This is a genomic window from Pseudovibrio exalbescens DSM 16456 (genome assembly GCF_000422785.1).
GTDB lineage: Bacteria > Pseudomonadota > Alphaproteobacteria > Rhizobiales > Stappiaceae > Pseudovibrio > Pseudovibrio exalbescens.
In genome coordinates, this window is sequence record NZ_AUGS01000002.1 from 428,337 (window position 1) to 442,605 (window position 14,269).

The following is a 14,269-nucleotide window of genomic DNA, read 5'->3' on the forward strand; positions in this document are numbered from 1 at the left end:
CTTTCGTAGGATGACCGCACCTCAGGTGGGGCGATCCAGAATTCTCTTCCCAAACAGGCTTCCCACCAGATCGACCATGAGCCGAGCAGTCTTGCCCCGCTCATCAAGAAACGGGTTCAACTCGACCAGATCGATCGAGGTGACAAGGTTGCTGTCATGCAGCATTTCCATGATGAGATGAGCTTCACGGAAGGTGGCTCCTCCCGGTACGGTCGTGCCCACTGCGGGTGCTATCCCGGGATCAAGAAAGTCCACATCAAAGCTGAGATGAAGCCGGCCGTTGGCCTCCTTCACACGGTCAAGGAAGGTGCGCAACGGAGCTATGATCCCATGTTCATCAATGCTGCGCATGTCGTGGGCCACCACGCCGGCTTCAGCCAATGCTGTTCTTTCTGCCGGATCCACTGAGCGAAGTCCCATCATGCACAAATTCCCCGGCTTGATGGGGGCCTTGAGCGCGGGCAGGTACGGCGTGAAACTGGCATGGCCGGTAAAATAGGCTGTAGGTGTGCCGTGCAAATTGCCCGTTTCACTGCTTTCCAGACTATGAAAGTCCGGATGCGCATCCAGCCAGAGTACGAATTGCTCTTGCCGGGCGTCAGCGGCTTGCTGAGCAATGCCGGAAATTGTTCCAGCTGCCATGCTGTGATCGCCGCCAAGAAAGATCGGCAAGCCGCCGATTGCCAAGGCCGTATGCGCGGCTTCGCAGAGAACCCGCGTCCACGCACCATATTCTGCCAAATGATGAAGTTGTGTGTTTGGGTGGGAAAGCGGCTTTTGCTCCTCAATGCTTAGGTTGCCGTGGTCTTCCACCTCGTAGCCAAGCGTTTCCAACATCTGCGCAAGGTTGGCCGTGCGATACGCATCCGGTCCCATCAGGCAGCCTCTTACGCGAGACCCTTCCTGAACTGGAGCGCCATAGAGCAGAATTGGTTTCGCCATCTTCTTCCTCTGCATAATGCCTATGATGGGTATTATGCGGCTTCCCGTGGCGATAAAAAGAGACCATAGTGCTCAAAGTGTCGGCTACACCTCTCAAAACGATAAGGTCTCTTGAGCGATATGGATAAGATAGACAGGCAGCTGATCGCGTTACTACGTAGAAATGGGCGTGCGAGTGTTTCCGATATGGCAGTGGAACTGGATCTTGCCCGAGCCACTGTGCGCTCCCGGCTGGACAAGCTTCAGGAAAGCGGTGAGATTCTTGGCTTTACGGCCGTTCTGCGCACCGATGTTCATGATCAACCGGTTCGCGGTATCATGCTGGTGAAGATTGAGGGCAAGGGAGCGGAGAAGATTATCGCTCGCCTCAACAGGATGCCGGAGGTGTCTGCAGTCCATACAACCAACGGCAATTGGGACCTGATATTGGAGATTGGCACCGAAACCCTCACCCAGCTCGATGAAGTGCTGGCCGACATCCGTTTGATTGATGGCGTGGCGTCCAGTGAAACGAACCTGCTTCTGTCGACAAAGCGCAGCGGGTTGAAAGCATCCTCATTGCGCTTTGATGGCTTTCGAGAGGCCGATGGATAGAAGGGGGCCGGATGGCGTTCTGGCCCGCTTTGAAAAGCGGACTAAAAGGCCATCCAGTAAATGAAGAAGGGCGTTGGATACATGGCCACCGAAAGCAAAGGCAACAACAGGTGTTGATTGGCGGCCAGCCGCTTACGCGCAATGAAGTAGGCGGGCGGAAAGATGATGAATAACGGCAGACCGAATTTAACGCTGTCCTCATAAATTGCCTTCAACGCCTTGCTGTCAATGCGATGGAAGCAGGCGCTCAAGACGGGGTAGGCCATCAGGAAATAGGCCGGCAGCAGGTAAATGCGAAAATCATCCGCAGCCGCCGGAATGATGGCACCCAGCAACAGCGCAAACAGCGCGCTGATGATTGGCGAAAAAGCCATCAACCAGGCAAGCGAAGGCGCTACCTGCCGCGGGGGCCGGTTTGATTCCGCTTCTGCCTTTGCCGCCTCATCGGCTTCCTGCAGAAGCGTCATGAGGCGTTCGACTTCATATACCCGTCGCCATACAGGCCCGAGCTCACGAGACCACACACGAGTTGACCGGCTCAATTGGCCGGACGTGATAAGCTCCAGAAATTCAGGCTCGTCAATTGGCCCGACATTTTCCCCGTCTTCCTTGTAGAACCAACGAACGGGCTTACCCTGACTCGGTAGATCGCTGTTACTCACAGGGGGCGTCCTTGCGTTCAAGGTCACCGTCCTCCTTTATCATCAGTAAGTCTTGGCGACCCTATCGCCTGTTTGACAGTCTACTGACGATGCACCGATACCAAGATTTTACTTGGTTTATTTTTGTAGAAAGCAGCAGGTCGGAGTGTGCCGCAAACCCGCACTTTTTACAACTCCCATGCAGAGGATCAAGAGCAACTGTGATGTATACCTCAAGTTTTTTCGCGGGGTTCGTTGCTCGGATAAGCTGCGCGAAAGGCATCTTGCTCACTGAGGAACTCGGCAATCCGGTTGATGTTGCGCAAATCGCTGCGATCAGCCCCCCAACGATCCGCATTGTAGATCTGGGGCATCAGGCATATGTCGGCCAGCGAAATGGCGGATCCGAAGCACACCTCACCGTCACTGCCGAACTGCGCCAGCAGCCCTTCAAAGGCCACAAGGCCGTCACGGATTTTCTCGCGCATCCATCGTGGTTTGATGGCTTCATTGCCGCCAGCCAGATCGACGATGCTCTGTACTACGTTGAGATTGCAGATCGGGTGGATGTCCATCGCGATCACTTGTGACAACTGACGAACACGCGCCCGTTCAAGAGGATCCTGCGGGAGCAAGGGCGGATTCGGGTAAAGGTCATTCAGATACTCTATGATGGCCAGCGACTGCGTGAGCCGTATGCCGTCAATTTCCAGTGTCGGCACAAGCCCCTGCGGGTTCATCTCTGTGTATGCCGGGGCTTGCTGGCCGCGCTCAAGCAGGTTTACTTCTTCGCATTCAAAGGCTAGCCCTTTCAGGTGCAAGGCAATTCGCACCCGGTAGCTCGCTGAAGAGCGCCAGTAATCATAGAGTTTAATCTCAGGCATAATTCCCTCCCCACCGAACAAGGCTGCCCTCAACCGCTATGTTCGGCCATTTTCAACGTTTCTTCCGCTTTGTGTTTGACCCGCGCCATGAGTTTTTCCAGAACGCGCAGTTCGTCATCGCTCAGATCAGAGATCAGCTGCTGTTCCACATCCCGAACCAGCGGCACCAAGTCCTGAAAAACGCGATTTCCTTCTTCTGTCAGTCGAAGCACGGCACGCCGCCTGTCATCTCCGTCGATGTCGCGCTTCAGCAGCCCTTTCTTGCGAAGAGATTGAACCGCGCGAGACACGTTGACCTTGTCCATGCTGGATTTTTCGACGATCTCCTTGGCGGACAGGGCGCGATTGCTGCCCAAAATGGCCATGGTCCGCCATTCCGACACCGCCAGCCCGTGCCGTTCAGTGTAGACGCGCGTCACGGCGGCACTTACCGCGGTGGCAAACACGCGGACACGGTAGGGAAAAAAGTCACGAAGGTCGAAGTCGTGCATTCCTCGGTAGATCCTGCTGGGCGCTTCTCAACGGATTGCGCAGATGAAACTTGCGGCATCCCGCCGCAGTCTTGAGCCATAATAGTAACATATGAAACTAAAAGTCAATTTGAGCGATTATTGAAAAAATTGACGGATATTGAGGGTTTCCTAGCGTTTTCAGGCACTAAAGGCGCTGAATACGGTGTTGTAGACAATAGGCTAATATCTCACAGCGTGAGTCTAGATTGACAAAGTTTCATCTGTAACTATCATGATACGCACTAGTCCTTTCAGGGGCAATCCGTAGGTTGTCCGCCCAAACCAGAAGCGAGTTTTTTGATGAAAAGCTGGGTTGAAAGCGCCAATCAAAGCGACAGTCATTTCCCGATTCAAAACCTTCCTTACGGTGTTTTCTCCGTTGACGGTCACGCGCCTCGTTGCGGGGTGGCTCTGGGTGAATTTGTCATCGACCTTTCTGAGCTCGAAGAGGCCGGTCTGGTGTCTGCAGGTGGGTCCGAGCATGTGTTCAACCAGCCCGCCCTGAATGAGTTCATGGCGTTGGGCAAGCCCGCATGGGATCAGGTCCGCGACAGGCTTGTCGCTCTGTTCAAGGCTGACGGTGATCCGGCACTGAAGGAAAATGCTGCACTGCGCGACAAGGCAATGGTGCTTCAATCTCGCGCGACCATGCATCTGCCGTTTCACGTCGCTGAGTACACCGATTTTTATGCGGGGCGCCAGCATGCGTTCAACGTGGGCACCATGTTCCGCGGTCCGGAAAACGCGCTGCCGCCAAACTGGCTTCATATCCCGATCGGGTACAATGGCCGTGCGTCCACCGTGGTCGTTAGTGGTACGGACATCGCCCGTCCGCTTGGCCAGAAAAAAGCGCCAACCGACGAGATGCCGCGCTTCGGTGCCTGTGAGCGTCTCGACATCGAGTTGGAAATGGGGGCTGTCGTGGGTCTGCCGAGTGAGATGGGTCGTCCCATCTCGGTGCAGGAAGCTGATGGCATGATCTTCGGCTATGTCTTGTTGAACGATTGGTCCGCGCGCGACATTCAGGCTTGGGAATACCAGCCGCTTGGGCCTTTCCAGGCCAAGGCATTTGCAACCTCCATCAGTCCTTGGGTTGTCACCAAGGCAGCCTTGGAACCGTTCCGCACTTCAACTCCGCCCCGTGAAAAAGAGCTGCTGCCTTATCTGCGTGAACCGGGTCCGATGCTCTACAATATTGAGCTGGAAGTCCTGATGCAGCCGGAAGGGGCGGACAAGCCAACCCGCATCGCCAAGACGAATTACAACAACATGTACTACTCCGCAGCTCAGCAGTTGGCTCACCATGCGGTGAGTGGCTGCAAGATGAGCACGGGTGACTTGCTCGGCTCAGGCACTGTTTCTGGGCCTGAGAAGACAGAATACGGCTCGCTACTTGAACTGACTTGGGGCGGCAAGGAGCCGCTTGAACTGGAAACCGGTGAAACCCGGCGGTTCATTGAAGATGGCGACACACTCACTCTAACAGGTTGGGCGCAGGGCGATGGATATCGCATTGGCTTCGGCGAATGCGTTGGCACCATTAAGCCTTCACCTGATTTCGACCCTCGCTAAGGGGGAGGGAGACCAAATGACCAAAGCATTTGCATCAACCGGCGACATGGAAAAAAAGACCATCTCCTTTACGGAGATCGGCCCGGACCTTTACGCGTTCACTGCAGAAGGCGACCCGAATACCGGTGTTATCATCGGCGACGACAGCGTCATGGTGATGGACGCACAAGCAACGCCTGTCATGGCGAACCTCGTCATCGAGAAGGTGCGAGAGGTTACCGACAAACCCATCAAATACGTCACGCTCAGCCACTATCATGCTGTGCGTGTGTTGGGTGCGTCCGCTTACAATGCCTCTGAAATCATCGCCTCAGAAAAATGTCAGGCCATGATCTATGAGCGTGGTCAGGAAGACTGGGACTCTGAATATGGCCGCTTCCCGCGTCTGTTCGAAGCTGCGGACAGCATTCCGGGCCTCACTTGGCCCACCATGACGTTCAAGGATCGCATGACCGTCAACATGGGCAAGCGACGTGTGGAGCTCATGCATCTGGGGCGGGCCCATACTGCTGGCGATATTGTGGCTTGGGTGCCCGATGCCGGCGTGATGTTCACCGGTGATATCGTTGAATACCACTCCGCTTGCTATTGCGGTGATGGGCACTTCAAGGATTGGGGAAACACGCTGGATGCAATCAAGGCCTTCAACCCGGATGCCATTGCGCCAGGTCGTGGTGACGCATTGGTCGGCGACACGATGGTGAACGCCGCCATCGAGAACACCCGTGACTTTGTCGAGAGCACTTACCGTCCGATTGAACGCGTGGTCGCTCGTGGGGGATCCCTGAAAGAAGCATGGGATGCCTGCCGTGCCGAATGCGATCCCAAGTTCAAGGACTACGCCATTTACGAGCATTGTCTGCCGTTCAATGTGGCTCGCGCCTTTGACGAAGCGCGCGGCATCGATACTCCGCGGATCTGGACCGCAGAACGTGACCGCGAAATGTGGGCACAGCTTCAGGGATAACACTTTGAATGCTGTTGGGAGGCAGCAAGCATGACCAAAATTTTTGAAGTGCCACTTTATCCCTATGTCCGCACGGCGGATCAGGATGCCGCTACACCGGCACGGCATAAGGTACTCATCGTCGGGGCAGGGCCAATTGGCCTTGCCGCGGCAATCGATCTGGCCATGCAGGATGTTCCTGTGGTCGTGGTGGATGAGAACGACAAGGTGAGTTGGGGGTCCCGTGCGGTGTGCTATGCCAAGCGACCGCTGGAAATTCTTGATCGCATGAAGTGTGGCGACAAGTTCGTTGACAAGGGTGTCCAGTGGAACATCGGCAAGGTGTTCTTCGACGAACGGCAGGTCTACCAGTTCGATCTTTTGCCGGAGGATGGGCACAAACGCCCCGCCTTCATCAACCTCCAGCAATACTATCTGGAAGAGTATCTCGTCGAGCGTGTTCAGCAGCTCAAGGCCGAGGGAAAATCCATTGAAATCCGCGGCAACAACAAGGTCACCCAGGTCGAGCAAAAGGATGGCTTTGCTATTGTGACCATGGAAACGCCGGAGGGCTCCTATTCGGTGGAGGCCGATTGGGTCATCGCCTGTGATGGGGCCAGTTCGCCGATCCGCCAAATGCTGGATCTGGATTTTCGCGGGCGTGTATTTGAGGACAACTTCCTCATTGCCGATGTGGTCATGAATGCGGACTTCCCGACCGAGCGTTGGTTCTGGTTCGATCCACCGTTCAACAAGGGGCAATCTGCTCTGCTTCACAAGCAGCCGGACAATGTATGGCGCATCGATCTTCAACTTGGCTGGGACATCGACAAGGAAGAAGAGCAAAAACCGGAAAACGTTATCCCACGCCTGAAAGCCATGCTGGGCGAGGACGTCGAGTTTGAACTTGAATGGGTGTCCATCTACACCTTCCAGTGTCGCCGTATGGAGCAATTCCGCCACGGTTCCGTTATCTTTGCTGGCGACAGCGCGCACCAAGTATCCCCGTTTGGCGCACGTGGAGCCAACAGCGGCTTGCAGGATACCGATAACCTGTGCTGGAAGCTCAAACTGGTCATGGACGGCAAGGCGCCCGAAAGCCTGCTGGATACCTATGATCAGGAGCGGGTTTACGCCGCAGATGAGAACATCTTGAACTCATCCCGGTCGACGGATTTCATCACGCCTAAAACAGAGATGAGCCGCATTTTCCGGAATGCCGTGTTGGACTTGTCCGAGGACACAGCCTTTGCCCGGCCATTGGTAAATTCCGGTCGGTTGTCCATGCCAAGTACCTATGATGGTTCCCCTCTGAACGGGCCAGATCATCCGGACATGCCCGAACGGTCTCGCCCGGGCGCGCCTGCAAGTGATGCGCCCGTCGAAGGCGGATGGCTGATGGATCAATTGGGCAACGGTTTTCAATTGTTGGCGATCAATGCAGACACACCGGCCGAGCTGGATGTTGCCGGCATCAGGATCACAAGCGTTGCACACAGCGCCGAACCGGGATCGCATCTGGCCGAGCGCTACTTGGGAGACGCCCCAACCGCAGTGTACTTGATGCGGCCCGATCAGCATGTGGCAGCGCGGTGGGAAACCTACAATGCTGCGGAAGTTGAAAAGGCGCTCATGCGCGCCATTGGCCACTAGGGAGGAGGCTGAAATGGCAACGCTCAATACTGCTGCCAACATCAAGGATCCTGATGGCTTTTATGAAGAGCTGCTGGCCTTGCATCTGGATAAATCCATGGAGGAAAGCCAGGCCCTCAATGCCAAGCTGATCCTGATACTCGCCAACCATATTGGCGACCGAGACGTCCTGCGTGAAGCCTTCAAGCTGGCCAGAGACGCCTGATCAACCAATGGGGCCTGTCGGTTCCAGAGGGTGACGAGACAAGGGAGACGACCTATGAAAATTGAGCATATTCACCACGTTGCGTACCGTTGCAAGGACGCCAAGGAAACTGTTGAGTGGTACACCAAGAACCTCAACATGGACTTCATTCTGGCCATTGCGGAGGACAAGGTGCCTTCGACCCATGAGCCGGATCCCTACATGCACATCTTCCTCGATGCTGGTCAGGGTAACGTGCTGGCGTTCTTCGAGTTGCCAACCAAGCCTGAGATGGGACGAGATCCGAACACGCCAATTTGGGTTCAGCACATTGCATTCAAGGTGAAGGATCGCGAGACCTTGCTGCAGTTCAAGGAAAATCTTGAGAAGAATGGCATTGAAGTATTGGGTGTTACCGACCACTCCATCTTCCATAGCATCTACTTCTTTGATCCCAACGGGCATCGTATCGAACTGGCCTGCCCGGATCCGGCAGAGGAAGAAATGCTTAAGAAGCTGGATGCCGTGAAGTGGGACATGCTGGAAGAATGGAGCCAGACCAAGCGGGCACCAAAGCATGCGGACTGGATGCACAAGAAAGAACTGAGCAGCGATTGATCTGCCGAACACCGCGAGCGGCGGAAACCCTGCCGCTCATACGCGGGCTGGTTGGCTCGTGACACTACCTGACATCAGGCTTGCTGTTTATTGGGAGGAGAATAAACATGTTTTTTAAGAAAACGGCACTTGCCGCCGCAGTGGCCGGGCTGCTGGCCCCTTTCGCTGTGACTGGACAGGCCTCTGCTGAAACGCTGGTGCTGTCGTCTTGGCTGCCGCCAAAGCATCCGATTGTCGTCAATGCCATCAAGCCATGGGCTCGCGAGGTGAGCGATGTCACCGATGGGCGTGTGCGCGTGCGTGTTCTGGCAAAGCCGGCGGGCGCGCCTCCAGCGCATTTCGACATGGCGCGCGATGGCATTGCTGACATCACCTATGGTCTGCATTCGTTCACCAAGGACAACCGTTTCCAGCGGTCTCGTATTGGTCAGTTCTCCTTCATTGGCGATGATGCTGTGTCCGGATCCAAGGCTTTCTGGGAAGTCTATGCCGGTGACTTGGAGGCCCAGAAGGAGCACGAGGGCACCAAGCTCCTTGGTTTGTTCGTTCACGGGCCCGGCCTGCTTCATAACAACGTGCGCAAGATTGAACAGCCATCCGATCTCGAAGGCCTGAAAATCCGTGTGCCGGGCGGCTACATTGCGGATTTGATGAGCGATATGGGTGCCAACAGCATCTTCATGTCTTCGGGCGAAGTCTATGAGACTCTGTCTCGCGGTATCATCGATGGCGTGACGTTCACTTATGAGGCGCTTACGGCTTTTAACCTTCTGGATCATGTCCAGTATTCCATGAAGGTTCCCGGTGGCATCTACAACACGACCTGGTTCCTGGTAATGAACGAGGACAAGTGGAACCAGCTCTCTGAAGAAGACCGCGCCGCAATTGAAGCTATTTCCGGTCCTGCTTTTGCCGAGCGCGTGGGCACGGCGTGGAACGATGCGGATACCAAGGCGATCGAGGCCATCAACGAGGCCGGCATCGAAATCTACGAAGCGCCTCAGGGCATGGTTGATGCAATTCGCGAAAAGGCCACGGGCTATGAAGGCGCGTGGGCCGAGGCTGTGGCCACAGATGGGTATGACGGCGAAGCTGCGCTCAGCAAGCTGCGCGAGTTGACCGGGGTTTCACAGTGAGCCGGGCCACCACCCATAGTCGGGGCGCGCGTCACGCGCGCTCCGTCTCCCAGATGCTGGATCTGGGATTAGGGTTGGGTTGCATTTTCCTGCTGGCAGGGCTGACGCTGCTCACACTGGTGGATGTCGTCGGGCGATATTGGTTCGATGCGCCGGTTCGCGGTGCGTTCGAGGTAACGCAGCTCATGTTGGGCGCGTTGGTGTTTGCCGCTCTGCCTCTGACAACCAAAGCCCGTGAGCACGTGGAAGTCGACTTGTTCTACTTCATCATGCCTCCAGTGGTGCAGGGTTTCATGAGGTTCATCTCTGCCCTGATGTCCATGGCTGTTCTTTTCATTTTGGCATGGCGTTTGGGCGTTCGTGCGCACGAGTTGGCTGCAGATGCTGCCGTGACCAATGCCCTTAGCCTTCCGTTTGCGCCGCTGGCATGGCTTGCTGCTGCCTGTGCCCTGTTAAGCGGCCTTTATGCTCTGCAACATCTGTCCACTGCCTTGCGCAGAGGGTACTGATCCATGTTCGAATCCCTCGTCGGCTTTGCCGCTCTTCTTTTGCTGATCTTTTTGCGCGTACCCATCGCTTTCGCGATGATTGCGGTGGGGGCCGTCGGGTTTGCCTCCATGCGCGGCTGGAGCGCCACATGGTCCATGATCAGCTCCATCGGCTTTGAAACCAGCCTGTCTTATTCGCTCTCCGTTGTCCCCCTGTTCATCTTGATGGGCAATCTGCTCACGATTTCAGGAGTTAGCCACGGTCTGTATGCAGCAGCCAACCGGTTGCTGGGGGGCGCCCGCGGCGGATTGGCCATGGCATCCGTTGTTGCTTGCGGGGGGTTCAGCGCAGTATGTGGTTCTTCCCTGGCGACGGCCGCAACCATGTCAAAGGTCGCCATGCCATCCATGCGCAAGTATGGCTACGCAGACAGCTTGGCGTCCGGGTCAATTGCGGCCGGCGGCACATTGGGCATTTTGATCCCGCCTAGTGTGATCATGATCATTTACGGGCTGCTGACCGAAACAGATATCGGCAAGCTGTTCGTGGCGGGAGTTCTGCCCGGCATTCTTGGGCTTGTCCTCTACATGCTCGCAATTTACATCACCACGCTGATCAAGCCGGAACTGGCTCCTAAGGCCGAGAACAACGAGCCATTCAGCACCCGTGAGAAGTATGGTGTACTGTCCGTGCTGGGTCTTTTCTTGTTGATCATGACCGGCATTTACGGTGGGTTCTTCACGCCGACGGAAGCGGCGGGCATCGGGGCGGGAGCTGCATTCCTCATCGCGCTGGGTATGGGAGGCTTGACGGTCAAACGGCTGTTCAGCGCCGGGCTTGAGAGCGCACGCACCACGGCGATGATTTTTGTCATCATCATCGGGGCGGAAGTGTTCTCAAACTTCATCAACTTCGCTGGGTTGCCCTATTACTTGTCTGATCTTGTCTTCGAAATGGATCTGAACCCGTACTTGGTCATTCTGGCGATCGTCCTCATCTACATTGCGCTGGGCTGCGTTTTGGAGAGTCTTTCCATGATCCTGCTCACCGTGCCGGTTTTCTATCCGGTGATCATGGAGCTGGATTTTGGGGTTGCCGCACTGGCCGACCCGGAAGCGGTGCTGATCTGGTTTGCCATCATTGTCGTGGTTGTGACTGAGATCAGTCTGATTTCACCCCCTGTTGGCCTGAATGTGTTCGTCTTGCGCAATGTTCTGCGCGACGTGTCATTGGGCACCATCTTCAAGGGCGTGATGCCGTTCTGGCTCTCAGACATTGTCCGGTTGTTGTTGTTGATCGCGCTGCCTTCCATCTCCCTGTGGCTTGTGGGAGCCATGTAGCTGCCGAGCCTTAATAGACTCAAGCTGAAGCCCCCGCCCCGTTTAGTGTTGGCGGGGGCTTATTTGTTGGCCGCCTCAGCGCGGCAGAAACCCGAAGCCGACAGGATCGTCTTCTTCGTAAAGAAATGTTGTGCGTCCCGTATAGTGTGCCTTGCCGGAAACACGTGCACGAATGGCTTCGAAGGGACCGCATGCGGTCAGGTCGGCCACGGCACCTTTGAATGTCGTGCCAATGCAACTTTCAAAAACACGCACCTGTCCCGGCTCGATCAAGTCGCGGGCATATTGAGCAGCCAGACGGGCAGTTACCCCTGAACCGGTTGGGCTTCGGTCCACCTGACTATCGGCGAACACGCAGATATTCGCGGTTGGCTGGTCGCTGAAAGCATCGTTGCCATCTGTCAGTATAGTGCCATAAAGGTAGGCCAGATCCGCCTCTTCCGGGTGTTCCAGCTTCACGGCCTGACGAATGGCTGCACTCACCTCGTTGGCCGCCTCCACCAGATCGCGGGTTGTGGAGCGGCGGACATCCAAACCAAAGTCGCTTGCCTTGGCCAGCCCGTAAAATGCGCCGCCGTAAGACACATCAACGGTGATCTGGTCTTCGAGGCTGGCAGGCGCAATAACAAGGTCCTTTGAGTGAACGAATGCTGGCACAGAGACGAATGAAACCGCGCCCGCCGTACCATCCTTGACCTCGACATGCGCCGTGACCAATCCGCAGGGGCACTCAATCCGCACTTCGGTAACCGGTTCGCACGCGGGCACCAAACCAGCATCCACGGCATAGCGACCCAAGGCGATCACGGCGTGACCACACATGGTGCTGTACCCCTGATTGTGCATGAACAACACAGCCAAATCCGCATCCGGCAAGGCGGGCGGCACCAGAACAGCCCCATACATGTCGAAGTGGCCACGCGGTTCGAAGATCAGGAACTTGCGCAAATAATCCAGATTTTCCGAGACATACCGTCGTTTGGCCAAAATGGAGTGGCCTTCAATGGCAGGATAGCCCTCCCGGACAATTCGGATAGGCTCACCCGCGGTATGCATGTCAACTACAGACAGATTTGGCAACATCACAACAGGGTCTCGCTTTCAGGTTCTGTCGTATATCACTAAAGCGGTTTCCCGTTGTTGTGAATGACTTTTTCACGAACGAAATAGCCGCTGCAGTCCGTTCTGCCCTGTGGTACCCAACGGCGATCCAAATTCTGCCGGGGCCATGCGTGCACTAATGGACGTCTATCTAGGTATCTTCGTTACATCCTTGCTGTCGGCCACCTTGTTGCCGGGCACTTCCGAGGCCGCATTGGCAGCGCTGATCGTCCTCAAACAGGCGGATATCACCGTGCTCGTGGTAATTGCCACCGTTGGCAATGTGCTCGGCTCTTGCATCAACTGGGCATTCGGTCGGTTCCTTTTGCACCTCAGGCACACTCGTTGGTTTCCAGTCAGCGCCAGTCATTATGATCGCGCTGTCGGTTGGTTCGATCGGTTCGGCAAATATACGCTGCTGTTCGCCTGGGTACCCGTGGTTGGAGATCCGCTGACGGTTGTTGCTGGCGCGCTTCGGGTCAACATCGTCACATTTCTTGTTCTGGTCACTGTTGGCAAAGCGGCCCGGTATGCATCCATCGCTACAGCATTGATTTTGTGGCAGCAGGGCTTTTAACCTTGATATATGGCCTTTGGGATTCGGGGGTGTGTTGCCAAAGGTGTTGCGACTAGCCAGCGCATCGTTTGTGTTGTGCTCGCAAGACAGAGACAGTTCGGAAAGAGGGCGTCGCATGGACCTACAGTCCGTCGCTTTTGAAAATGCGCCACGCACTGCATGGCACCGGTTGTGCAACTATGACGAGGGAGGAGCGCTCGTCTTCAGTCGAAATGGTTTGGGGGGTGCCATGCCGCGGTGTTCGGCAACAGCAATTTCACACGCCATAGCCGCAGGTGTAGATGGCCTAGATGTGGACTTGCACCGCGATGCCCAAGGGAATTGGGTTGTGCTGGATGAACCGCAACTCGATCACCAATCCGATGGGATCGGTTTGATTGGTGAACTCGAGCCAGAGAAATGGCGTCAAATCCATTTGGGATGGACAGACGAGAACGGCTTTGGATTTGGTTTCGATGAAAGGATCGTGGATCTGAACCGCCTGCTGGAAGTGATCGATCACAAGGCGATCCTTTGTTTGCGCCTTCACGGCGGAACCGTGCAGGACTACGAGCAACTGACGGACACGCTGGTCATGGCGGGCTGGAGCGACGGTATTGTCTACCGGTTGGATGCAGGGACCATCGGCTCGCTTGCCGCGTTGATTGAAGCCCCGTTCTTCCAAAGCGTTCCCGTCATGATGAGCAGTACCGCACAGCAACTCGAAGCAAACCCTCAATTGGCTGATCTGCGCGTACATGCGCATGAAGTGTCGTTTCAGCATTTTACTGAGCTCTACAAGGCGCTCTCGATATGCCGAACCAAAAAAGCGCGGGTTTGCGTCAACGCTGGTCACATTGAAGAGCGTTTTGGGGCGACGGATTTGCAGTATCGTCGGGCCTTGTGGCGCAGTTTGCTTGACGCAGGGGCTTCCATACTGACAACCCGAGATGTGCTCCCTGTTTTGCGTGCCTGCGAGGACTGGGGCCTGCACAAAAGAAAAAACCTTTGAAATCAATCAGTCATGCCATATTAGTAATTGCTGAATTTTGTGGTTTCTACTTTGACGCGTTAAGGGTTTCGACGACCTGACGTGGCTCC

General features: G+C 55.7%; 16 protein-coding genes. 11 read left to right on the top strand and 5 right to left on the bottom strand.

Going from position 1 to position 14,269, the window contains the following annotated elements:
• Window positions 1–21 precede the first annotated feature (21 nt).
• On the bottom strand, window positions 22–942 hold the full coding sequence (gene rocF / locus G512_RS0104505; protein WP_028480683.1) for an arginase: 921 nt from the start codon (window positions 940–942) through the stop codon (window positions 22–24).
• 120 nt (window positions 943–1,062) lie between these two features.
• Between rocF and G512_RS19970 the strand changes: the two genes are divergently transcribed.
• The gene (locus tag G512_RS19970; protein ID WP_051268887.1) at window positions 1,063–1,536 is read left to right on the top strand and encodes an Lrp/AsnC family transcriptional regulator; all 474 of its coding nucleotides are present in this window, start codon (window positions 1,063–1,065) and stop codon (window positions 1,534–1,536) included.
• 41 nt (window positions 1,537–1,577) lie between these two features.
• Here G512_RS19970 and G512_RS0104515 read toward each other — a convergent pair whose 3' ends face one another.
• The 3 genes from G512_RS0104515 to G512_RS19975 form a co-directional block, all read right to left on the bottom strand.
• Window positions 1,578–2,198, bottom strand: a complete 621-nt coding sequence (locus G512_RS0104515; protein WP_073833102.1) for a DUF4339 domain-containing protein — start codon at window positions 2,196–2,198, stop codon at window positions 1,578–1,580.
• Between the two features lie 212 nt (window positions 2,199–2,410).
• Entirely contained in the window at window positions 2,411–3,061 is a 651-nt protein-coding gene (gene maiA, locus G512_RS0104520; RefSeq protein WP_028480685.1) for a maleylacetoacetate isomerase, read from the bottom strand.
• 29 nt (window positions 3,062–3,090) lie between these two features.
• On the bottom strand, window positions 3,091–3,552 hold the full coding sequence (locus G512_RS19975; protein ID WP_051268888.1) for a MarR family winged helix-turn-helix transcriptional regulator: 462 nt from the start codon (window positions 3,550–3,552) through the stop codon (window positions 3,091–3,093).
• A 321-nt stretch (window positions 3,553–3,873) separates the two neighbouring features.
• Between G512_RS19975 and fahA the strand changes: the two genes are divergently transcribed.
• The 8 genes from fahA to G512_RS0104565 all read left to right on the top strand — a co-directional run bounded on the left by fahA (window position 3,874) and on the right by G512_RS0104565 (window position 11,511).
• Window positions 3,874–5,145, top strand: coding sequence for a fumarylacetoacetase (gene fahA / locus G512_RS0104530; protein WP_028480686.1), 1,272 nt, complete (start codon window positions 3,874–3,876; stop codon window positions 5,143–5,145).
• Between the two features lie 16 nt (window positions 5,146–5,161).
• Window positions 5,162–6,112, top strand: coding sequence for an MBL fold metallo-hydrolase (locus tag G512_RS0104535; RefSeq protein WP_028480687.1), 951 nt, complete (start codon window positions 5,162–5,164; stop codon window positions 6,110–6,112).
• Between the two features lie 30 nt (window positions 6,113–6,142).
• Window positions 6,143–7,744, top strand: coding sequence for an FAD-dependent oxidoreductase (locus tag G512_RS0104540; protein ID WP_028480688.1), 1,602 nt, complete (start codon window positions 6,143–6,145; stop codon window positions 7,742–7,744).
• A 13-nt stretch (window positions 7,745–7,757) separates the two neighbouring features.
• Window positions 7,758–7,949, top strand: coding sequence for a DUF2783 domain-containing protein (locus tag G512_RS0104545; protein ID WP_028480689.1), 192 nt, complete (start codon window positions 7,758–7,760; stop codon window positions 7,947–7,949).
• 54 nt (window positions 7,950–8,003) lie between these two features.
• On the top strand, window positions 8,004–8,546 hold the full coding sequence (locus tag G512_RS0104550) for a VOC family protein (protein WP_028480690.1): 543 nt from the start codon (window positions 8,004–8,006) through the stop codon (window positions 8,544–8,546).
• A gap of 107 nt (window positions 8,547–8,653) precedes the next feature.
• Window positions 8,654–9,682 carry a TRAP transporter substrate-binding protein gene (locus G512_RS0104555; RefSeq protein ID WP_102868075.1) on the top strand — a complete coding sequence of 343 codons (1,029 nt, stop codon included), beginning with the start codon at window positions 8,654–8,656 and terminating at the stop codon, window positions 9,680–9,682.
• Window positions 9,679–10,191 (top strand): TRAP transporter small permease, encoded by a 513-nt coding sequence (locus G512_RS19980; RefSeq protein ID WP_208974933.1) that lies wholly within the window; start codon window positions 9,679–9,681, stop codon window positions 10,189–10,191. The genes G512_RS0104555 and G512_RS19980 overlap by 4 nt, the downstream gene beginning before the upstream one ends.
• A gap of 3 nt (window positions 10,192–10,194) precedes the next feature.
• Window positions 10,195–11,511: a TRAP transporter large permease gene (locus G512_RS0104565; RefSeq protein WP_028480692.1), complete on the top strand. Its 1,317-nt coding sequence runs from the start codon at window positions 10,195–10,197 to the stop codon at window positions 11,509–11,511.
• A gap of 75 nt (window positions 11,512–11,586) precedes the next feature.
• Here G512_RS0104565 and G512_RS0104570 read toward each other — a convergent pair whose 3' ends face one another.
• Complete coding sequence (locus G512_RS0104570) at window positions 11,587–12,594, bottom strand: proline racemase family protein (protein WP_028480693.1); 1,008 nt, start codon at window positions 12,592–12,594, stop codon at window positions 11,587–11,589.
• A gap of 145 nt (window positions 12,595–12,739) precedes the next feature.
• Here G512_RS0104570 and G512_RS0104575 point away from each other — a divergent pair, with 145 nt between their 5' ends.
• Both G512_RS0104575 and G512_RS0104580 read left to right on the top strand, forming a co-directional pair.
• Window positions 12,740–13,189 carry a YqaA family protein gene (locus G512_RS0104575; protein ID WP_028480694.1) on the top strand — a complete coding sequence of 150 codons (450 nt, stop codon included), beginning with the start codon at window positions 12,740–12,742 and terminating at the stop codon, window positions 13,187–13,189.
• Window positions 13,190–13,304: 115 nt separating this feature from the next.
• Window positions 13,305–14,180, top strand: coding sequence for a PI-PLC domain-containing protein (locus tag G512_RS0104580; protein WP_028480695.1), 876 nt, complete (start codon window positions 13,305–13,307; stop codon window positions 14,178–14,180).
• The last annotated feature ends 89 nt before the right edge of the window (window positions 14,181–14,269 follow it).